17 protein-coding genes and 3 tRNA genes are annotated in these 20,425 nt (G+C 64.1%); 11 read left to right on the plus strand and 9 right to left on the minus strand.

Features of this window, described 5'->3' with window-relative positions:
• Nucleotides 1-69 precede the first annotated feature (69 nt).
• The 5 genes from pap to FLQ44_RS06240 all read left to right on the plus strand — a co-directional run bounded on the left by pap (nt 70) and on the right by FLQ44_RS06240 (nt 4,841).
• Nucleotides 70-1,557: a polyphosphate:AMP phosphotransferase gene (gene pap / locus FLQ44_RS06220; RefSeq protein WP_147693566.1), complete on the plus strand. Its 1,488-nt coding sequence runs from the start codon at nt 70-72 to the stop codon at nt 1,555-1,557.
• Nucleotides 1,554-3,281 carry an exodeoxyribonuclease V subunit alpha gene (gene recD, locus FLQ44_RS06225; protein ID WP_240801197.1) on the plus strand — a complete coding sequence of 576 codons (1,728 nt, stop codon included), beginning with the start codon at nt 1,554-1,556 and terminating at the stop codon, nt 3,279-3,281. The genes pap and recD overlap by 4 nt, the downstream gene beginning before the upstream one ends.
• Nucleotides 3,282-3,310: 29 nt before the next feature.
• Nucleotides 3,311-3,387 (plus strand) — tRNA-Pro (locus FLQ44_RS06230).
• A 203-nt stretch (nt 3,388-3,590) separates the two neighbouring features.
• Nucleotides 3,591-4,472, plus strand: coding sequence for an NUDIX hydrolase (locus FLQ44_RS06235; protein ID WP_147693567.1), 882 nt, complete (start codon nt 3,591-3,593; stop codon nt 4,470-4,472).
• 168 nt (nt 4,473-4,640) lie between these two features.
• Nucleotides 4,641-4,841, plus strand: a complete 201-nt coding sequence (locus FLQ44_RS06240; protein ID WP_147693568.1) for a hypothetical protein — start codon at nt 4,641-4,643, stop codon at nt 4,839-4,841.
• A gap of 63 nt (nt 4,842-4,904) precedes the next feature.
• On the opposite strand, the gene FLQ44_RS06245 is transcribed toward FLQ44_RS06240, so the two are convergent.
• From FLQ44_RS06245 to FLQ44_RS06265, 5 genes are all read right to left on the minus strand, one after another.
• Nucleotides 4,905-6,116: an ABC transporter permease gene (locus FLQ44_RS06245; protein ID WP_147693569.1), complete on the minus strand. Its 1,212-nt coding sequence runs from the start codon at nt 6,114-6,116 to the stop codon at nt 4,905-4,907.
• Entirely contained in the window at nt 6,116-6,853 is a 738-nt protein-coding gene (locus FLQ44_RS06250) for an ABC transporter ATP-binding protein (protein ID WP_147693570.1), read from the minus strand. Before FLQ44_RS06250 ends, FLQ44_RS06245 begins: the two co-directional genes overlap by 1 nt.
• The gene (locus FLQ44_RS06255) at nt 6,850-8,193 is read right to left on the minus strand and encodes an efflux RND transporter periplasmic adaptor subunit (RefSeq protein WP_147693571.1); all 1,344 of its coding nucleotides are present in this window, start codon (nt 8,191-8,193) and stop codon (nt 6,850-6,852) included. The genes FLQ44_RS06250 and FLQ44_RS06255 overlap by 4 nt, the downstream gene beginning before the upstream one ends.
• Nucleotides 8,190-9,650: an efflux transporter outer membrane subunit gene (locus FLQ44_RS06260; RefSeq protein WP_147693572.1), complete on the minus strand. Its 1,461-nt coding sequence runs from the start codon at nt 9,648-9,650 to the stop codon at nt 8,190-8,192. Before FLQ44_RS06260 ends, FLQ44_RS06255 begins: the two co-directional genes overlap by 4 nt.
• Nucleotides 9,651-9,834: 184 nt before the next feature.
• Nucleotides 9,835-9,911: transfer RNA gene (locus FLQ44_RS06265), tRNA-Arg, on the minus strand.
• Between the two features lie 155 nt (nt 9,912-10,066).
• Between FLQ44_RS06265 and FLQ44_RS06270 the strand changes: the two genes are divergently transcribed.
• Nucleotides 10,067-10,807, plus strand: a complete 741-nt coding sequence (locus FLQ44_RS06270) for a c-type cytochrome (RefSeq protein WP_147693573.1) — start codon at nt 10,067-10,069, stop codon at nt 10,805-10,807.
• A gap of 101 nt (nt 10,808-10,908) precedes the next feature.
• Here the strand turns inward: FLQ44_RS06270 and FLQ44_RS06275 are convergent, their stop codons facing one another.
• Complete coding sequence (locus FLQ44_RS06275) at nt 10,909-12,933, minus strand: UvrD-helicase domain-containing protein (RefSeq protein WP_147693574.1); 2,025 nt, start codon at nt 12,931-12,933, stop codon at nt 10,909-10,911.
• A gap of 147 nt (nt 12,934-13,080) precedes the next feature.
• On the opposite strand from FLQ44_RS06275, the gene FLQ44_RS06280 reads away from it, so the two are divergent.
• Complete coding sequence (locus FLQ44_RS06280; protein WP_147693575.1) at nt 13,081-13,902, plus strand: symmetrical bis(5'-nucleosyl)-tetraphosphatase; 822 nt, start codon at nt 13,081-13,083, stop codon at nt 13,900-13,902.
• 105 nt (nt 13,903-14,007) lie between these two features.
• Here FLQ44_RS06280 and FLQ44_RS06285 read toward each other — a convergent pair whose 3' ends face one another.
• From FLQ44_RS06285 to mutM, 3 genes are all read right to left on the minus strand, one after another.
• Nucleotides 14,008-15,333, minus strand: a complete 1,326-nt coding sequence (locus FLQ44_RS06285; RefSeq protein WP_147693576.1) for a dicarboxylate/amino acid:cation symporter — start codon at nt 15,331-15,333, stop codon at nt 14,008-14,010.
• Between the two features lie 138 nt (nt 15,334-15,471).
• Nucleotides 15,472-16,245 carry a lysophospholipid acyltransferase family protein gene (locus FLQ44_RS06290; protein ID WP_147693577.1) on the minus strand — a complete coding sequence of 258 codons (774 nt, stop codon included), beginning with the start codon at nt 16,243-16,245 and terminating at the stop codon, nt 15,472-15,474.
• Between the two features lie 13 nt (nt 16,246-16,258).
• Nucleotides 16,259-17,074: a bifunctional DNA-formamidopyrimidine glycosylase/DNA-(apurinic or apyrimidinic site) lyase gene (mutM, locus tag FLQ44_RS06295; RefSeq protein WP_147693578.1), complete on the minus strand. Its 816-nt coding sequence runs from the start codon at nt 17,072-17,074 to the stop codon at nt 16,259-16,261.
• Nucleotides 17,075-17,154: 80 nt separating this feature from the next.
• On the opposite strand from mutM, the gene FLQ44_RS06300 reads away from it, so the two are divergent.
• From FLQ44_RS06300 to FLQ44_RS06315, 4 genes are all read left to right on the plus strand, one after another.
• Nucleotides 17,155-18,915, plus strand: a complete 1,761-nt coding sequence (locus FLQ44_RS06300; RefSeq protein ID WP_147693579.1) for a tetratricopeptide repeat protein — start codon at nt 17,155-17,157, stop codon at nt 18,913-18,915.
• Nucleotides 18,912-19,478, plus strand: a complete 567-nt coding sequence (gene lolB, locus FLQ44_RS06305; RefSeq protein ID WP_147693580.1) for a lipoprotein insertase outer membrane protein LolB — start codon at nt 18,912-18,914, stop codon at nt 19,476-19,478. Before FLQ44_RS06300 ends, lolB begins: the two co-directional genes overlap by 4 nt.
• A gap of 6 nt (nt 19,479-19,484) precedes the next feature.
• A complete protein-coding gene (gene ispE / locus FLQ44_RS06310; protein WP_147693581.1) occupies nt 19,485-20,339 on the plus strand; it encodes a 4-(cytidine 5'-diphospho)-2-C-methyl-D-erythritol kinase in 855 nt (284 codons plus the stop codon).
• A gap of 9 nt (nt 20,340-20,348) precedes the next feature.
• Nucleotides 20,349-20,425, plus strand: a tRNA-Gln gene (locus tag FLQ44_RS06315).

Consider the following 20,425-nt stretch of genomic DNA (forward strand, 5'->3'; position numbering starts at 1 on the left):
CGCTCCGGCCTTACAATCATGTCATGCCGTGCCGCCGGTGCTGCGGCCAACCAGACAGGAAAGAAAACCATGTTCGAATCAGCCGAAATCGGCCACGTCATCGACAAGGCAGCTTATAAAACCGAAGAAGCCAGCCTGCGCGAAGCGCTGCTGGAAGCGCAGTACGAGCTGCAACAGCGCAGCCAGTTTCCGGTGCTGATCCTGATTCACGGCATGGACGGCGCCGGGCGCGGCGAGATGCTGAACCAGATCAATGAATGGCTAGACCCGCGGCTGATCCACACCGCTGCCTTTGACACCCCCAACGACGACGCGCGCGAGCGCCCGTGGATGTGGCGCTACTGGCGCGAGCTGCCGGCCAAGGGCCGCATCGGCATGTTTTTTGGGTCTTATTATTCCGACGCGCTGTTTGACCGCGTGGATAGCAAGATCAACCGCGACACCTTCGACAAGCAGCTGTTCGATATCCTGCGTTTCGAGCGCATGCTGTCCAACGACGGCGTGCTGGTGCTGAAATTCTGGCTGCACCTGACCGAAGAAAAACAGCGCAAACGCTTGCGCACACTGGAAAAAGACCCTGCCACTGCCTGGCGCGTGAGCCAGGCCGACTGGCAGCACCACCAGCAGTACAAGCGCATCCGCGATAACGCCGAGCACATGATGCGCCTCACCAATACCGCCTACTCGCCGTGGCTGGTGGTGGACGGCGAAGACGCCAACTACCGCAGCCTGGCGGTAGGGCGTGCCCTGCTGCAGGCGCTGCAGCAGCGCCTGGCTATAGACGAATCGTGGCACCCGCGCTCGGACGTGGCCCCCATCACGCCCCCGGCGGACAACAAGCTGCTGCTGGAATCGCTACAGCTGGAACAGACGCTATCCAAAGACGACTACCGCCAGCAGCTGGCCGCGCTGCAAGGCCGCCTCAACGGGCTAACGCGTGACCCGCGCTTTGCCGAGCACTCGCTGGTGCTGGCGTTTGAGGGCAACGATGCGGCGGGCAAGGGCGGTGCCATCCGCCGCCTTACCCAGGCGCTGGACGCGCGGCTGTACCGCGTGGTGCCGGTGGCTGCGCCTACCGAAGAAGAGCGCGCCATGCCGTGGCTGTGGCGCTTCTGGCGCCAGGTGCCGGGCAAGGGCAAGGTCACCATCTTCGACCGCACCTGGTACGGCCGCGTGCTGGTGGAGCGGGTAGAAGGCTTTGCCGACACCGCCGACTGGATGCGCGGCTATTACGAGATCAACGACTTCGAGCACCAGCTCACCGACAACAAGGCCATCGTGCTGAAGTTCTGGCTGGCCATCAGCGCCGACGAGCAGCTGGCCCGCTTCAAGGCGCGCGAGGAAACCGGCTTCAAGCGCTTCAAGATTACCGAGGAAGACTGGCGTAACCGCGACAAATGGGACGCCTACAAGGTTGCCGTGTGCGACATGATAGACCGCACCAGTACCAGCGCCGTGCCGTGGACACTGGTGCCGGCCAACAACAAGTACTACGCCCGCATCAAGGTGCTGACCACCGTATGCGACGCGCTGGAAGCCAGGCTGGGCAAGGCATGAGCGAGCAGATGGACACCACGGAAAGCCTGCTGCCGGCACAGCTGGCCGGCTTGATGGCGCGGCTGGATCCGCAGCACGGCGCCGCCCTGCAGCCGGTGCTGCAGCGCCTGTTGGCCGCCCTGGCCAGCGGGCACGTGTGCCTGGCCGGCCTCACGCGGGACGACTACGCCCTGCTGCGCCACAGCCCGCTGGCGGGCCGCCCCGGCGACTACGCCCCGCTGATTGTGGACGACGGTGGCCGCCTGTATCTGGCGCGGCAGTGGCAGGACGAAACCCGCCTGGTGGCCGCCCTGCAGGCGCTGGCTGCCGACCCGCAGCCGCTGGCTGGCGACGTGGACGGCGTGCTGGACAGCCTGTTTGCCGGCGCCCCGCGTGGCGACTGGCAAAGGTTGGCCGCATGGCTGGCCACGCAGCACCGTTTCATGGTGATTTCCGGTGGCCCCGGCACCGGTAAAACCACCACCGTGGTGCGGCTGCTGGCCGCGCTGGCGGCGCTGTCCGGCCGCCCGCTGGTGATGGCCATGGCCGCGCCCACCGGCAAGGCCGCCGCGCGGCTTACCGAGTCGGTACGCGCTGCCCGCGACGCGCTGCCGGTGGCCGAGGCCACCCGCGCCCAGCTACCGGACAAGGCGCAAACCCTGCACCGCCTCATCGGCCTGCTGCCCGGCACCGCCCGCCCGCGCCACCATGCGGCCAACCCCTTGCCGCTTGATGTATTGGTGGTGGATGAAGCCTCGATGGTAGACCTCACCCTGATGGCACAAACCGTGGCCGCGCTGCCGCCGCATGCCCGGCTGATTCTGCTGGGCGACAAATACCAGCTGGCCTCGGTAGATGCCGGCGCCGTGCTGGGGGACCTGTGCAGCCAGCAGGCCTGGCGCACGGCCACGGCGGCGCAGCTGCAGGCGGCGGGCATCACCCCGCCAGGGCAGGTGGACGATGGCGCCATGCTGGCCGACAGCGTGGTGGTGCTGGAAAAAAGCCACCGCTTTGGCGAGCACTCCGGCATTGGCCGCCTGGCCCGCGCGGTGAACGCCGGCGATACGGCGCAGGTGGCCGCGCTGCTGGCCGATGCGGCCAACCTGGACATTACCAGCCAGCTGCAGCTGCCCGACGCCGCCGGCCTGCACGCGCTGCGCGCCGGCTACTGGCAAGCGCTGGACGCGCTGGGCGAGGGCGACAACTGGCCTGCGCTGTTTGCCGCCTTCAACCAGTGCATGTTGTTGGCCGCAGAGCGCCACGCGGTTACGCAGATCAACGAACAAATCAGCGCCGAGCTGGTGCGCCTGGGGCGCAAGCCGGCCGATAGCGACTGGTACCCCGGCCGCCCGGTGATGATTACGCGCAACGACTATAGCGTGGGCTTGTTCAACGGCGACATCGGCCTGACCGTGGCGCGCGACGGCCGCCTGCGCGTGATCTTCCCCACTACCGACGGTGGCTGGCGCGAGGTATCGCCCGCCCGCCTGCCAGAGCACGACACCGTCTACGCCATGACGGTGCATAAATCGCAGGGCTCCGAATTTGGCAGCGTGTGGCTGGCCTTACCGCCGCAGCCTACCGCCACGCTGACCCGCTCGCTGGTGTACACCGCCATCACCCGTGCCCGGCAGCACTTTGTTTTGGCAGGTAGCCTGGCGGTGCTGCAGGCCGCCGTGCAGTACGCACCGGCACGCCAATCGGGCCTGGCTGAAAAAATATGGGGCAGGGGCTTGACGGTCTGAAAATCTATCGGTATAGTTCGGGTCTTGTTCGGAGTGTAGCGCAGCCCGGTAGCGCATCTGCTTTGGGAGCAGAGGGTCCAAGGTTCAAATCCTTGTACTCCGACCAGAATTAAAAAAGCCGCAGTCAAACGACTGCGGCTTTTTGCATTGCACTCGGCAATGTGTCAGCAAAACTGCATGTCATTTTTATAGAAGTGTTGCATCTGCGCACGCAGGCCGGCAGACAGCCCGCCTGCACCAGCCAAAGCAAGGCATAGCCTGCGCAATCTCCGTAAGATGGCGCCTTCACGAAAGCAGCAGGGAGTTGTCATGCAGGTGCAAGGCGTTGCCGGATTGCTGGAAAAAACCATCCGCTACGATCAAACGGCGTTTATCCCACTGGCGCTGGGTGGTGCGCCTATCGGTTTTATCAATCAGGTATGGCGCGAGCGCCTGCTGGCACACCACGGCGAGCTGTTTGCGCTAGAGGCGGGTGTGATGCAGCTGCTGGCCACCGATATGTCCTACAGCGCACGCAGCACCCTGCTGCAGGCCGCAGCTGAAACCTGGCGCGATGCCGGCTGGTTTAGCGGCTGGCGCAACGAGAAATTCATTGCCTACCTGCCAGACGGTACCCCCTGTTTCGAACTGGAACGCGCCGCCTTCCGCCCGCTGGGCCTCACCAGCCGTGCCGTACACCTGAATGGCCTCACGCGCATGCCCGATGGCGAAGTGCGCATGTGGATAGGCCGGCGTAGCCCGTTCAAGGACGTGGCGCCCAACCGGCTGGATAACCTGATGGGTGGTGGCGTGGCCGCCGGCGAAAGCATCATGGACGCGCTGCTGCGCGAAGGCTGGGAAGAAGCCGGCATGCAGGCCGCGCAGCTGTCACCGCTGCAGCAGCAGGCGTTGCTGCTGGCGACCCGCCCGGTAGCCCGTGGCCTGCACCGCGAATGGCTGTTTGTCTACGATATCTGGCTGGCGCAGGGCGATATCCCGCAAAACCAGGACGGCGAAGTGGCCGAGCACGTGCTGATGACGCTGGCCGAGGTAGAGCAGCACATCATCAATGGGCAGTTCATGAGCGATGCCGCGCTGGTGGCCATCGATTGCATGGCGCGCCTGGGTTACTGGGGCAGCCAGGCAGCGCCGGTGCAGGTGCTGCTGGACGAGGTCCGCGGTACGGTAGGGCAAAACGTGCAGGGAAAATAAGCCGCAGCCCGGTGCCAGCAGATAAAAAAGCCAACATTGTGTTGGCTTTTTGTTTATGGCGGGCTTTGCCCTGATAGAGGGTGAAAAATGCGAATTATAGAAGCAATGGCAAGCCTGTATTGTGGGCCAGGTAGGTTGGCCGCAATAAAATAACAGCAGGAGCTTGCCATGTTTCGCGTGCGCTTGATTTCCGACTATTTCGGGGTGGACGAGGGCGGGCCCATTCACGCCACACAGGAAGAGGCGCTGCGCGCGGCGCGGGTGATGCTTAGCATTCATTCCTACCCGGTGCGCGCCGAGATCCGCCAGTTTGTGGACGACCGTTTTGTGCTGACGCGTGTGGTTGGCGTGCTGGAACGCAGTAAATAAACACAGGTTCATCGTGCAAAAGCCCCACGGCCAAGCGGCGTGGGGCTTTTTGCTGCCGTGTGCTTATTCGTGCCGCAGCGCTTCTATCGGGTCCATGCGTGCGGCGCGGCGGGCGGGCATATAGCCGAACAGCACGCCAATGGCCGCCGAAAACACCAGCGACATCAGGTTGATGGCCAGGTCGAACTGGTAGGGCACCCCCATCAGCCGGGATAACCAGTACGAGGCCACGGTGGCCACAATTATGCCGATCATGCCACCCAGCGCCGACAGCACGACCGCTTCGATCAAAAACTGCAGCAGCACTTCGCCTTCCAGCGCGCCCACCGCCAGGCGCAGCCCGATTTCGTGTGTGCGCTCGGTCACGCTCACCAGCATGATGTTCATGATGCCGATGCCGCCCACCAGCAAGCTCACCGCCGCCACCGCGCCCAGCAGGCTGGTAAGTACGGCCATGGTGCTGGACAGGGTTTGTGCCAGCTGCTGGGTATCGAAAATATTGAAGTTGTCGTCGTCGCCCTCGGCCAGGTGGCGGCGCTCGCGCAGCAGCTGGCGCAGGCTGGCTTTCAGCGGGCCGCTATCACTGCCGGGCTGCATGGAAACCAGCAAAATGCCTACCTTGTGGCTGCCGGTCACGCGGCGCTGCAGCGTGCGTAGCGGCAGCAGCACCGTATCGTCCTGATCGCCCATGCCGCCCTGGCCCTTTGCCGCCAGCACGCCCACGACCTCGCAGGAAAACTGCCGCACGCGCAAGGGTTGCCCCAGCCCGGTTTGCCCCACGGTGTTGCCCCAGAGCTCGCGCCGTACCGTTTCGCCCACCAGGCAGACGGCGGCGCCGGCTTGTTGTTCGTTGTCGGTAAACTGCCGCCCGCTGGCCAGCTGCCAGTTGCCGGTGTCGAACCAGGCATTATTGCTGCCGACCAGCGTGGTGGCCCAGTTGCGGCCGTTGGCTACCACCGTGGCGTTGGCGCGGCCCTGCGGGGCCACGGCGGCCACGCCGCCGATCTGGGCGCGGATGGCATCGCCGTCGGCCTCGATAAACTGCGGTACACCGCCGCCGCCACCGCCGCCCAGGCGTTGGCCGGGGCTCACCATCAGCAAGTTGGTACCCAGGCTGGTGAGCTTGTCCTCAATAGCCTGGGTGGCGCCGTTGCCCAGGGTCACCATGGTGATGACGGCGCTGACGCCAATCACAATGCCCAGGATGGTAAGGAACGAGCGCAGCATATTGCGCCGTACCGAGCGCAGAGCCAGCATCAGTATGCTAAACAGCATCAGCTTACCTCGCTCGGCGCTCGCGCCACGTTGCCGGGTGTGGGGTGCGGGTTGGCCTGGTCGCTGGCGATGCGGCCATCGACAAAGCGCACCAGGCGGTGGGCGTAGCTGGCCATGTCTGGCTCGTGCGTGACCATTAGCACGGTAATGCCGTGGTCGCGGTTTAGCGCCAGCAGCAAGCCCATGATTTCCTGGCTGCGCAGCGTGTCCAGGTTGCCGGTGGGCTCGTCGGCCAGCAGCACGGCGGGCTGGGTAACCATGGCACGGGCAATGGCCACGCGCTGCTGTTGGCCGCCGGATAGCTGGGCGGGGGTGTGTTGCTCCCAGCCGGCCAGCCCCACTTCTTGCAGCGCCTGGCGTGCAGCCAGGGTGCGGGTGCGGCTGCTGTCGCCACGGTACAGTAGCGGCAGCGCCACGTTTTCTTGTGCCGAGGTGCGCGCCAGCAGGTTAAAGCCCTGAAACACAAAGCCCAGGTAGCGCCGGCGCAGCCGCGCGCGCTGGTCGCGGGTCAGCGCCTCTACGTGCATGCCTTTGAACAGGTACTGCCCGCTGCTGGGGCTGTCCAGGCAGCCCAGGATATTCATGGCGGTGGACTTGCCCGAGCCGCTGGGGCCCATGATGGCGACAAACTCCCCGGCGCTGACATCCAGATCGATGGCCTGCAGCGCCAGCAGCCCGGCGGCACCACTACCGTAGCGTTTACTGACGCCGCGCAGCTGGATCAGCGGCGGGCTCATGGCGCGGCCGCCGTTTTTTGGGCGGTGATCACCTGCATGCCGGCTTGCAGGTCGCCGCCGGTGATTTCGGTCATGTGGCCGTCGCTGATGCCGGGCAGTACGGCGACCGCCAGCGGTACGGCGGCGCCATGCCCGGCGATGGCGGCGGGCAAGACCCAGACGCGGCGTGCCATGGCGGTGCTGGCGTTATCGGCTGCACTTTTACGCTGGCTTTCGGTTTTGGGTGGGCCAAAGCTGATGCCGCCGGCCAGGCCTTTTTGCGCGTTGGCCGCAGCGTTGCTGGGGGTGTAGCGCAGGGCGGCGTTGGGCACTTGCAGCACGTTCTTGCGCTGCCGGGCCACAATGCTGGCGGTGGCGGTCATGCCGGGGCGCAGGCTGCGGTCGCTGTTGTCTACGTCCAGGTAGGTAAGGTAGGTCACCACATTGTCGGTGAGGGTGGGGCCAAATCCCACGCGGGTGACGCGTGCCGGGAACGGCCGGCCCAGGTAGGCGCTCACGGTAAAGGTGGCTGGCTGGCCGACTTTCACGTCGCCCACGTCGGCCTCGTCCACGTAGACCCACAGCCGTAGCCGGTTCAGGCTTTCGGCGATGGTCAGCAGGGTAACGGCCTGCAGCGAGGCGGCCACGGTATTGCCCGGGTCGACCGAGCGGGTCAGCACCACGCCGTCGGCCGGGGCGCGGATGGCCGCCTTGGCCAGGTTGGTCTGGTCGGTGGACAGCGCCGCCTGCGCATCATTGATACCGGCTTGCGTGCTGGCGTGCTCGGCCTGGGCGCGTGCCAGCGTGGCGCGTGTGCTGTCCAGCTCGGCCTGGGCGGGCACCTTGCCACCCGACAGGCGGGCCACGGCCTCTTGCCGCGCCAGCATGGCGTTGGCTTCGGCCAGCGTGGCAGCGCTTTGCTGGTGTCGTGCGCGGGCGGCGGCCAGCGCCGCCTGCGAGCGCAGTATCTGGTCGTGCAGCCTGGCGGTATCCAGCTCCACCAGTACCTGGCCGCGCTGGATCGGGTCATTCACATCCACATTGACCTTCAGTACCGTGCCGGATAGCTCGCTGCCGATATTGATGGCGCGGGTAGGTTGTACGGTGCCGTTGGCCGTTACCGTCAGGGTAATGTCGCCGCGCCCCACGGTGACGGTGCTGTAGCTGGGGGCGGCGCGTGCGGCGCGCGCCTGCCACCACCACGTGAGGCCGCCTGCGGCCAACAATAGTGCAGCCACGGCCAGCCACAGCCAGCGGCGCAGGTACCAGGGGCGGCGGGGTGGCTCGCCCAGCAGCTCGCCCAGTGCGTTGCCGGGTGGGGGGCTGGTGGGGGCCGCGGTAATGGGGGTAGTTTGGTTCATGGTGGTGTGCCCGGTGTGTCGGGGCGCCAGCCACCCCCTAGTGCGGTGAACAGGCGGATATGGTCGCTGGCAATATCGGCCTGGCCACTGGCCAGGCTGTCTTGTGCGGCCAACTGTGTGCGTTGGGTTTCTTGTACGTTCTGGAAGTCGATCAGCCCGCTGTCGTAGCGCTGGCGCGCCAGCCGGGCTGCGCGCCCGGCGGCATCGGCAGCCTGCTGCAGGCTGGCTACGCGCAGCTGGTTGCCACGCAGGGCGGCCAGCGCATCTTCTACCTGCTGCAGCGCGGTCAGTACTGCCCCGCGGTAGGCCAGCTGCGCTTGCGCCAGCGCTGCTTGCTGTACGCCTACCTGTGCGCGCAGGGTGCCGCCGTCAAAAATCGGCAGCGTGATGCTGGCCAGCAGGCTGCCCAGCACGGCGCCGGCGTGGCTCAGGCCGCCAGCGGTAGCGGCCTCTACGCCTAGCGAGCCGCCAATGGCAAAGTCGGGCCAGCGCAGTGCCTGTGCTTGCCCCTCGCGTGCCAGCGCGGCAGCGACCTGGTATTCGGCGGCGCGAATGTCAGCCCGCTGGCGCAGGGTGTCGGCCGGTATCGCCGGCATGATGCGCTCGCGCACTTGTGGTATTAGGCCGGCCAGGCGCGGGTCGCGCAGCGCCGGCAGGCTGGCCGGTGGCTGGCCGGTGAGCACCGCCAGTGCGTGCTGGCTTTGTTCAATACTGCTATCCAGCACAGGCAGCAGCGCCTGGTTTTGCGCGGTGGCGGCCTGCGCTTGCTCGGCTTCCAGCGCACCCAGCAAGCCGGCTTGCTGGCGCCAGCGGGTCAGCTGCAGTATGTCTTGCTGGCTGGCCAGGTTTTGCGTGGCGATGGCCCGCCGTGCCTGCGCACTGCGTAGTAGCAGGTAATGCTGCGCGACCTCTGCAGCGAGCTGCACCTGTACGTCGCCCAAGCTGGCCTGGCTGGCGGCCATGCTGGCGTTACCGGCGGCCAGCGCCGCACGTTGGCCGCCAAACAGGTCGATAGCCCAGCTGGCATTCAGCCCCGCCTGCAAACGGTTACCCGTGCTATGGCCACCGGCACTGCCGCGCTGCGCCGACGCCGAGGCGCCCAGTGCCGGCCACATGGCGGCGGCTGCCACATCGCGTAATGCTTGCGCCTGTTGTAACGCTGCCTGTGCGCCCTGCAGGCGGGTATTGGCCAGCAGCGTCTGGCGTACCAGTGCGGCCAACTGCGGGTCGTCAAAACGCAGCCACCAGTCGGCCAGTGGCGTACCCGCTACGCGCAAGTCACCCGCTGGCATGGCATCCGTGGCAGACCAGCTTGCGGGTAGCACCAGCGCGGTGGCCGCCGGCTCTTGCGGCAGCAGCGTGCTGCAGCCCTGTAGCGTGCACAGCAGCACCGCCAGCAGGCTGGCATGGCCAGTGTTCATATTGCTACGGCGCGGGTGGCTGCGGTGGCGTGTCATGCGGCGGTGCTCGTGAAAGTAAGACAGTAAGGTTCACGAGGGTTATAGGCGGGTAGTGCGGGCTGGTCTGTTCGGCAGCGCACGTGTGCTGAATTGGCTACGGCAGCGCTATGAAAAACACGGAGCGGCTAGGGCAGTACAGGAAAGCAGGCAGGTGCGGATACAGGGTGAAGCAGGGGGAGGTTGGCGTACCCGACTGGAGTCGAACCAGCGACCTTCAGCTTCGGAGGCTGACACTCTATCCAACTGAGCTACGGGTACACGCAAGCCGCGCAATATAGCCCATGCATGGTGTTTTCGTCTAGCGCCATTGCGTTTGCGCAAACATTATCGATGGGACATTTTGCCGCAGCATGGCTTTGCCGTATAATTTCCCTATTCTTCGGATTGTCATTATTAATTCAGGTGAGGCAGGAATGAGCAACGAAACCAAAGCCCCAGGCAAGATCGTGCCGGTTTTGCTGGGTGTTGTCGTGCTGTTGGTAGTAGCAGTGTATCTGCTGGCCAAATTGGCCACCGGCGGCTTTGATGTCAACGCAGAAGTGATGACCAAGGAAGCTGTCGCTGCCCGCCTGAAGCCGGTTGGCGAAGCCAAGGCCAGCGATGCGCCCCCAGGCATGAAAACCGGCCAGCAAGTTTATGAAGGTATCTGTATTACCTGTCACGGCGCCGGCCTGGCTGGCGCGCCCAAGTTCGGTGATGCCGCTGCCTGGACTGCTCGCGTAGGGCAGGGCTGGGATACCCTGGTGAAACACGCACTGGAAGGCTTTAACGCCATGCCGGCCAAAGGTGGTGCGGCAGACCTGACCGACGACGAAGTGAAACGCGCCGTGGCCTATATGGGCAACGCTGCAGGTGGCAAGTTTACCGAGCCGCCAGTGGGTGGTGCAGCGGCTGCCGGTGCGGCGCTGGACCCGGCTGTCGTTGGCAAGAAAGTGTATGAAAGTGTATGTGTAGCTTGCCACGCTACCGGTGCGGCTGGTGCGCCGAAGTTTGGCGATAAGGCTGCCTGGGCTTCGCGTCTGTCCAAAGGTGACGATGGCCTGCTGGCCTCTGCTACCAAAGGCCTGAATGCCATGCCGGCTAAAGGTGGTTTCACCGGCTCTGATGAAGAATTCAAGGCTGCGGTTTCCTACCTGGTCAATGCGGCCAAGTAATACACTGCGCCGCCTTTGTGCGGCGTAGTTGTACAAAACAAACCCTGTTTGCGTAGGCAGACAGGGTTTGTTTTTTGCGGTGCTGGGTGGCAGGGGCGTGGCTACGGTGCTTTATCGTCGGTTTTTTGCACCTTGCTGCCCAGCATGGCAGTCAGGTTGGCCAGGCGGCTTTTGCCTTCGGTTTTGCTAACGATGGGCTCGCCGCCTTTTTTACCGAAATGGCGCAGGTCGTCGCCATTGATTTCGCCGATAAAGCGCGACGGCTCGACAAACAGCCATTCGCCGGCGCGGCGGCGTTTGACGCAGTAGGTGAGGGTAAGGCTGCGCTGGGCGCGGGTAATGCCCACGTACATCAGGCGGCGTTCTTCTTCCACCATGCCGTTATCCACCGACTCGCTGTGCGGCAGGATGCCTTCCTCGCAGCCCACCAGAAACACGTGCGGGTACTCCAGGCCTTTGGAGGCGTGGAGGGTGGACATGTGTACGGCGTCGACATCGCCCTCGTCGCGGCCTTCCAGCATGGTAATCAGCGCAATGGTCTGGGTAAGCTCGATCAGGTTCTTGCTGTCGGCCTCGCCCTTGCGCTGCAGCCAGGCTACCAGCTCGAACACGTTCTTCCATTTGCTTTCCGCTGCCTTGGGGCTGTCTTCGCTGTCGTACAGCCAGGCCTCGAAGCCGATGACTTTCAGCATGTCCATCACCAGCTCGCCGGCCGGTTCACGCGTGGCACGGTATTGCAGGCTGGTGATAAAGCGGCAGAAGTCTTCCAGCGGCTTGAGCTGGGCGTCCTGTACCTGTACGCGAAAGCCCGGCTCGCCCGCGCTGGCGAACAGGCTTTTGTCGAATAGCGCGGCGCTGGCGCCCAGTTTTTCCAGCGTGGTGGCGCCCACGCCGCGTTTGGGCGTGGTGAGCGCACGGATAAACGCCGGGTCGTCGTCCGGGTTGGCGATCAGGCGCAGGTAGGCCAGCACGTCCTTGATTTCCGGCTTGTCGAAAAAGCTCTGCCCGCCGGCCATCTGGTAGGGGATGCGCTGGTTGCGCAGCACGGTTTCAAACACGCGGGACTGGTAATTACCGCGGTACAGGATGGCGTAGTGCTTGAACTCGGTGCGGTATTCGAATTTGTGCGCCAAGAGGCGCTGCACCACGATTTCGGCCTCGTGCTCTTCGTCCTTGCACATCACGGCGTGAATCGGCTCGCCCAGGCCCAGCTCGCTCCATAGCTGCTTTTCGAACAGCTTGGGGTTGTTGGAAATCACCGAGTTGGCCGCACGCAGGATGCGCGCGGTGGAGCGGTAGTTTTGCTCCAGCTTCACGATTTTCAGCGCCGGGAAGTCGTGCTGCAGCAGGCGCAGGTTTTCCATATTGGCACCGCGCCAGGCGTAGATGCTCTGGTCGTCGTCGCCCACGGCGGTAAACAGGCCGCGTACGCCGGCCAGCAGCTTTACCAGCAGGTACTGGCAGGTGTTGGTGTCCTGGTATTCGTCGATCAGCAGGTAGCGCAGGCGGCCCTGCCATTTGATCAGCACCTCGGGGTGGGTCTGGAACAGCCCCACCGGCAGGCGGATCAGGTCGTCGAAGTCCATGGCCTGGTAGGCCATCAGCGTGGCCTGGTAGGCGCTGTAGGTGGTGGCGCAGATGCGGTCGAATTCATTATCGGCCGCCACCAGCGCGGCGTCGGCGTCCAGCAGCTCGTTTTTCCACAGCGAGATGCGGCTTTGTACCTTGCGCACTTCGTCCTTGTGCGTGCTTTTCAGGATGTCCGAGATGATCTTGGCGGCGTCGTAGCTGTCCAGAATGGAAAACTGCGTTTTATAGCCCAGATGCGGCGCTTCCTGGCGCAGGATGTGCATGCCCAGCGAGTGGAAGGTGGACACGGTAATGCCCTTCAGCTCGCGGCTGTCCATCAGCTTGCCCACCCGTTCCAGCATTTCGCGCGCGGCCTTGTTGGTAAAGGTAATGGCGGCGATATGCTTGGCCTGGTAGCCGCATTCGCGGATCAGGTGGCAGATCTTCTGGGTAATGACGCGCGTTTTGCCGGAGCCGGCACCCGCCAGCACCAGCAGGGGGCCGTCCACGTATTTGATGGCGTCGCGTTGGGGCGGGTTCAGTTGCAGCAGGGACATGGGGCGTCGTCAATCTTTCATGGACAGCGCGCATTGTAGCGCATGGCCGCCCTTGCGCAGCGGCGACGGCAAGCGGCGCATCCATTATCATCTGGCTAGCGGCATGCGCTATGGCCAACCCGGCCGCGATCTGTACAGGAAAAACACATGGCCACCTACGCGATTGGCGATTTGCAGGGCTGCTTTACGCCCTTTATGGCGCTGCTGCGCCAGATAGATTTCAACCCCGGCCGCGACACGCTGTGGCTCACCGGCGACCTGGTCAACCGTGGCCCCGAGTCGTTACAGGTGCTGCGCTGGGTCTTCGACAAGCAAGACTGCGTGCAAACGGTGCTGGGCAACCACGACCTGCACCTGCTGGCGGTATCTGAAGGCTACGGCAAGGTACACGCCGACGACACCATCCAGCCCATTCTGGATGCCGCCGAAAGCAAGGTGCTGCTGGACTGGCTGCGTTGCCAGCCATTGATGATCTACGAACAGGGCTACGCCATGGTGCACGCCGGCCTGCTGCCGGAATGGAGCATCAAAAAGGCGCTGCGCCTGGCCGAGGAGGTGGAGTACGAGCTGTCCGGCAAGCACCACCGCCAGTTTCTGGGCAAGCTGTACGGCAACAAGCCGGTGCGCTGGCAGGATGACCTGAAAGGCATGGACCGCCTGCGGCTGATCGTGAACGCCATGACGCGCATGCGCTTTATCACCCAGGATGGCGAGCTGGACTTGTCCTACAAGGGCGAGCTGGACGGCGCGCCACCGCACCTGCTGCCGTGGTTCGAGGCGGCTACCCGCCGTAGTGTGGATACGCCGATCATTTGCGGCCACTGGTCGGCGCTGGGCCTGCATATGGATGACGACGTGCTGGCTATCGACAGCGGCTGCTTGTGGGGCGGCAGCCTCACCGCTGTACGGCTGGAAGACCGTGCGGTGTTTTCGCTGCCGTGCCAGGCCTACCGCGAGATCAGCCGCTAAGGTTGGCCGCAAGCAGGCTGCGGCCAACCTTTGGCGCAGCATTAGACGCAAAAAAGCCCCGGTGTCTGTGCCGGGGCTTTTTGCTGACAGTACGCTGCGCTGTGCTTAGCTCAGCTCTTTGGAGACTTCGCGTACCAGGTGCGGGGCTTCTACCGGGGCGCCGTGGTTGATCGGTGTCGGGTTGGCCAGCTCGCGGGCCATCTGCTCGGTATCCAGCGAGTTTTCCCACTTGGCTACCACTACGGTGGCCACAGCGTTGCCGATCAGGTTGGTGATGGCGCGGGCTTCGGACATGAAGCGGTCGATACCCAGAATCAGCGCCAGGCCGGCTACCGGAATCTCCGGTACCACCGCCAGGGTGGCGGCCAGGGTAATAAAGCCGGAGCCGGTCACGCCTGCCGCGCCTTTGGATGTCAGCAGCAGCACGCCCAGAATGGTCAGCTCTTGTGTCAGCGTCAGGTCGATATTGCAGGCCTGGGCGATAAAGATGGCTGCCATGGTCAGGTAGATCGAGGTGCCGTCCAGGTTAAACGAGTAACCGGTTGGTACCACCAGGCCCACGACCGGCTTGGCGCAGCCCAGCTGCTCCAGCTTCACCATCAGGCGCGGCAGGGCCGATTCGGACGACGACGTACCCAGTACGATCATCAGCTCTTCTTTGATGTACTTGATCAGCTTCCACACGCTAAAGCCGTAGAAGCGGGCGATGCTGCCCAGTACCAGGCCCACGAACAGCACGCAGGTCAGGTAGAAAGTACCCATCAGCGAGGCCAGCTGCACCAGGCTGCTCACGCCGTATTTGCCGATGGTGAATGCCATGGCACCAAAGGCGCCGATCGGGGCCAGCTTCATGATGAAGCCGATCATGGCAAACAGCACGTGCGACACTTTTTCAAAGAAGCCCAGCACCGGCTTGCCTTGCTCGCCCATCATCGACAGGCCGGCACCAAACAGTACCGAGAACAGCAGCACCTGCAGGATTTCGCCCTCGGCAAAAGCGCCTACGGCACTTTGCGGGATGATGTGCAGGATAAAGTCTACCGTGCTCTGGCCGGCGGCTTTTTCGGTGTATTTGGCAATGGCACCGGTATCCAGCGTGGTGGGATCCACGTTCATGCCGCTACCGGGTTGTACGAAGTTCACTACCAGCAGGCCGATGGCCAGCGCCAGCGTGGTAACCACTTCAAAGTACAGCAAGGCTTTGCCGCCCACGCGGCCAACCTTTTTCATGTCTTCCATGCCGGCAATGCCGACCACGATGGTGCAGAAGATGATCGGGGCGATCATCATTTTCACCAGTTTGATGAAGCCATCGCCCAGCGGCTTCAGTTTAGCGCCCAGCTCGGGCATGAAATGGCCCAGCATCACGCCCAGAACAATGGCGACAATGACCTGGAAATACAGGGTTTTGTAAAACGGCTTACCCGACATATCGACCTCTCGTGTGTTATGGCGGCGCTGCAGGCAGCACCGGCTATCTCTTGGGTCGATCATGCACTGCTAGGGCGGTGGGCAGAATTGGGTGTTTCCGCATTGCGGAAAACCCCAATAGCCGCGCCCGGTGGGGTATCAGGCCTGCTCTGGCAGGCCCAGCGCGCCAGCGATGCGCTGGCGGGACGTTTCGGATAGCGCAAAGCGGGTTTGCTCTGCTGTCGCCCCCTGCGGGATGGCCTCGGCGTAGTGCAGCTCTACCACCATGGCGCGGGTACGCAGAATCTGGCGCAGGCTTTGCCAGAAGGTGGTATCGCCAGCGTAGGCAGCGGCATCGCAAAACTGCCCGCCAGGCGTGGTAAAGCGTATGGCCACCGGCTGCACGGTGGCGCCGGCCAGGCGGGCAGCCTCGAACAGCGACGCCTTGAACGGCAGCATGCCGCGCCCGTCCGAGGTGGTGGCCTCCGGAAACACTGCCATGCAGCCGCCGTCCTGCAGCGCCTGCGCCAGCTGCTGGTTGACGCGGCTGGCATCGCGGCGGTTGGCGCGGTCGATAAACAGCGTGCCTGCGTTTTTGACCAGAAAGCCGGCTACCGGCCAGTCGCGCAGCTCTTTTTTGGCGACAAAGCGCGATACCGTCACGCTGTTCAGCGCAAAAATATCCAGCCACGACACATGGTTGGCCACCACCAGGGTGTGGGCCGGGTACACGCCAGGCGGCGTGCCGCTGACTTTGACCTTGATGGCCAGTATGTGCAGCAGCTGGCGTGACCAGCGCTGGGTGATCACCGCGCGGGCGGGTTGGGATAGCCGGGGGTAACGGGTGCCCACGGCAACAACGCCGCGAAACACATGCAGGGCCAGGCGCGCCAGGCGTAGCGCGCGAACGGGTAGGGCGGTAGGGGCGTGCACGTATGGGTCCGTGTCAGAGGGGTTGGCAATGCGGGCAGAAGCAGCTGCTGCGCTGCCCTTGGCGTAGCTCGCCAATCAGCGAGCCGCAATCATGACACGTCAGGCCGGCTCTGCCATAGACCTTGTAGCTTTGCTGAAAGTAACCCGGCTTGCCCTTGGCATCCATGAAATCGCGCAGGCTGCTGCCACCGGCGTCGATGGCGCGGGCCAGCACCCGCTTGATCTGCGTGGCCAGGCGCTGGCACTCTTCGTGGCTCAGGCTGTTGGCCGCACGCGCCGGGTGGATGCCGGCGTAGAACAGCGACTCGTTGGCGTAGATATTGCCCACGCCCACCACCACGTGGTTGTCCATGATCACCAGCTTGATGGCGCTGCCCTTGCGGCGTGTGGCCTCGTACAGTACCGCGCCGTCAAAGGCATCCGACAGCGGCTCCGGCCCCATGCTGGCCAGCAGCGGGTGGGCCATGGCCGGCCCCTGCTGCCACAGCATGGCGCCAAAGCGGCGCGGGTCGCGGTAGCGCAGAACTGTTTGCCCCAGGTCGATGTCTACATGATCGTGCTTTTCCGGCGTGGTGCCGGGTGGCACAAAGCGCAGGCTGCCGGACATGCCCAGGTGCACGATCAGCGTGCCGTGGTCAAAGTCGATCAGCAGGTATTTGGCGCGCCGGCTCACGCTGCGTACCGTGCGCCCGGCCAGCAGGGCGGGCAGCTCGGGCGGAATCGGCCAGCGCAGCCGTGGCTCGCGTATCACTACCGCGCGCAGCGTGGCGCCGGCTAGCTGCGGGCTGATGCCGCGACAGGTGGTTTCGACTTCTGGCAATTCGGGCATGAATGACTGTCCTTGCGCGCTGCATGAATAAACTGGATGGCGTGGTATTCTACCTGCCTGAATCGATGTCTGGGCCCAGCATGAACGCACTTCTGAGACTAGTAGCCGTACTCACGCCGCTGGCACTGGCTGCCTGCGCCTCGCACGCCCCCCTGCAAGTCGCGGCTAGCCAGCCTGCCGCCGTGGCACCGGTCGCCGAGCAGGACGACGAACCCAAAGCCCTGGCCGACGCCGACAACCCGGCCATCCCCAAGCTGCAGCTGCAGCCGGAATGGCTGTACGGCATCCTGCTGGCCGAAATCTCTGCCCAGCGCGGCGGTGCCGCCCAGGCTGCTGAAACCTATCTGAGCCTGGCGCGCACCACACAAGACCCGCGCCTGGCCCGCCGTGCCTCCGAGTTTGCCCTGTTTGCCGGGCAGATCAATACCGCCAGCGCCGCGCTCAGCCTGTGGCTGGCGCTGGACCCGGCCGATGAAGTGGCCCGCGAGCAGTTCTTTATCACCCTGTTGCGTAGCGGCAAGCTGGCCGAAAGCCGTGGCCTGCTGGAAAGCATGCTGGCGCAGCAGCCCAAACGCGCCGGTGCCATTTTTGTACAGCTGGCCAGGTTGGCCGCACGCCAGGCCGATAAAGCCGGCGCCGAACAACTGGTCAACGAGTTGGCCGCACGCTACCCCGACCTGCCCGAAGCGCGCTTTGCCCACCTGGCGGTCGCCGCCGAAGCCGGCAAGCAGGACGCGGTAGACGCGGAGCTGGCGCGTCTGGCGCAGATCGCCCCACAGTGGGACCTGCCGGTGATGTGGCAGCTGGAGCGCCTGCGCCGCCAGAGCCCGGTCGCGGCCATTGACTTTCTCAAAGCCGAGCTGGCCCGCCGCCCGCAAGCCAGCGTCGAGCTGCGCATGAACTACATTCGCCTGCTGGCCGGTGAAAAGCGCTACGCCGAAGCCGAGACCTACGCACAGACCCTGCTGCCACGCTATGGCCAGCACCCCGGCGTGCTGCATCTGGCCGGCTTGCTGGCGTTTCAGAACGGCAAGCTGGAACAGGCGCGGCAATATCTGGAAGCCGCGCTGACGGCCGGTTTCAGCGACCCGAACGAGCTGCGCTATGTACTGGGCCAGCTGGCAGAAGAGCGCAAACAGCCCGCCCAGGCACAAAGCTGGTACGCGCAGGTAAGCGCTGGTGACAACCTGCTGCCGGCCCGCGTGCGCCTGGCGCAGCTGCAATCGGAAGCCGGGCAGTGGCAGCAAGCTATCGATAGCCTGGCCCCGCTAGCAGCCGACCCGCAAAACACTGTGCGCATCAGCCTAGCGCAGGCGCGTATGGCCAAAGATGCCAAACAGCCAGAACAGGCCGTGACGCTGCTGGATGCAGCATTGAAGATCTTGCCCGGTCAGGCCGATGTGCTGTACGAGCGCGCACTGCTGCTGGAATCGCTGGGCAGGGTGGCGGATGCCGAGCAAGACCTGCGCACTATCCTGAAAGCCCGCCCGGACGATGCACAGGCACTGAACGCTCTGGGCTATATCTTGGCCAACCAAGGTCGCCAGCTCAAAGAGGCGCAGGGGTATATCGAGCAAGCGCTGAAAGCCGAGCCCGATAACGCCATGGTGCTCGATAGCCTGGGCTGGGTACTGTTCCGCCAAGGCCATGCCCAGCAAGCGCTGAAACCGCTGCAGGATTCCTACGCCCGCCTGCCGGATGCCGAAGTAGCCGCCCACCTGGGCGAGGTGCTGTGGAGCCTGGGGCGCAAGGACGAAGCCCGAGCCATCTGGGAAAAAGCCCGCCAGAGCAGCCCTGACCACCCGATTCTTACCGACACCCTGAACAGATTGAAACCATGAAGTATCAGTATGGCTGGCTCGTTGCCGGCCTTCTTCTGCTGGCCGGTTGCGCCAGCACCCCGGAAGTTAACAGCAGCATGCAAGCCCCTGCGGCCAACCTGCGGGATGAAGCTTTCGAAACCAGTGGCCGCCTGGCGGTGAACTACCAGGGCAAGGGCGAAGTAGCCAGCTTTGACTGGCAGCACGCCCCCGGCGGCGACCAGCTGGATGTAAAAACCCCCATCGGCACCACGGTCGCCAGCCTCACGCGCACGGCGCAGGGGGTAACGCTGAAAGCCAATGGCCGAGAGCAATACGCCGCCGACGTGGAAACCCTCACCGAAGCCACCCTGGGTTGGCCGCTACCGCTGTCCAACCTGGCCTGGTGGGTGCGCGGCCATGCCGCACCCGGCTGGCCCGCCCGTTATGCCGACGACGGCCGCCTGCAGCAGCAGGGCTGGCTGATCCGCAATACCCGTGATGCCGATACCCAGCTGCCACGCAGGCTAGAGCTGGAACGCGAAGGCATGAGCATCCGCCTGGTTTTTTCCAGCTGGCAATGGCAGCCGGCACCGCAACCCTGAGTCATCATGCAAGCCCAGACCTTTCATACCTTTCCCGCACCCGCCAAGCTCAACCTGACGCTGCTGATTACCGGCAAGCGTGAAGACGGCTACCATCTGCTGGATACCGACTTCCGTTTTATCGACCTGTGCGACACCATCGACATCGCCGTGCGCGACGATGGCGTGGTCGAGCTACTGAACCCCATGCCCGATGTGCCGGCCGAGAGCGACCTCACCGTACGGGCCGCCCGCTTGCTGCAGCAGGCCAGCGGCAGCCCGCTGGGTGCCACGCTGCGTGTCCACAAGCGCATCCCGATGGGCGGTGGCCTGGGCGGGGGCTCGTCCGATGCCGCCACGGTGCTGCTGGCGCTGAACCGCCTGTGGGGCTGCGGCCTGAGCCGCGAAGCGCTGATGCAGCTGGGCGTACAGCTGGGCGCCGACGTGCCGGTATTCATTTTTGGCAAAAATGCCCGCGCTACCGGCATTGGGGAGCAGCTTACCGAGCTGGCGCTGCCAGATGCCTGGTATGTGGTATGCAAACCACCTGTTCACGTGGCGACCGGGCCGGTATTCCAAGAATTTTCACAAAGGTTGTTGACAGGCAAAGCTTCGTTCTCCATAATGCGAAGCCTGTCTGGCGCGACGCAAAAACAAAACGATTTGCAGCCAGGCGTAGCAGAAATATATCCAGCGGTAAAACAGGTTTTGAATCGTTTAAGTGAATACGGTTCGCCGCTGATGACAGGTTCAGGAGCATGTGTGTTTCTGGAGCTGGCAAATGAAGATCAAGCAAATAAAGTATTCCACTCTTTGTCTGGTGAAATGACTGTGTATGTTGCCAAGGGGTTAAAGGCGCATCCGGTTTCAGACGGGGAATAGCAAGGATACTGGGGAGTCGCCAAGTTGGTTAAGGCACCGGATTTTGATTCCGGCATGCGAAGGTTCGAATCCTTCCTCCTCAGCCA

This window comes from Vogesella mureinivorans (genome assembly GCF_007644035.1).
Lineage (GTDB): Bacteria > Pseudomonadota > Gammaproteobacteria > Burkholderiales > Chromobacteriaceae > Vogesella > Vogesella mureinivorans.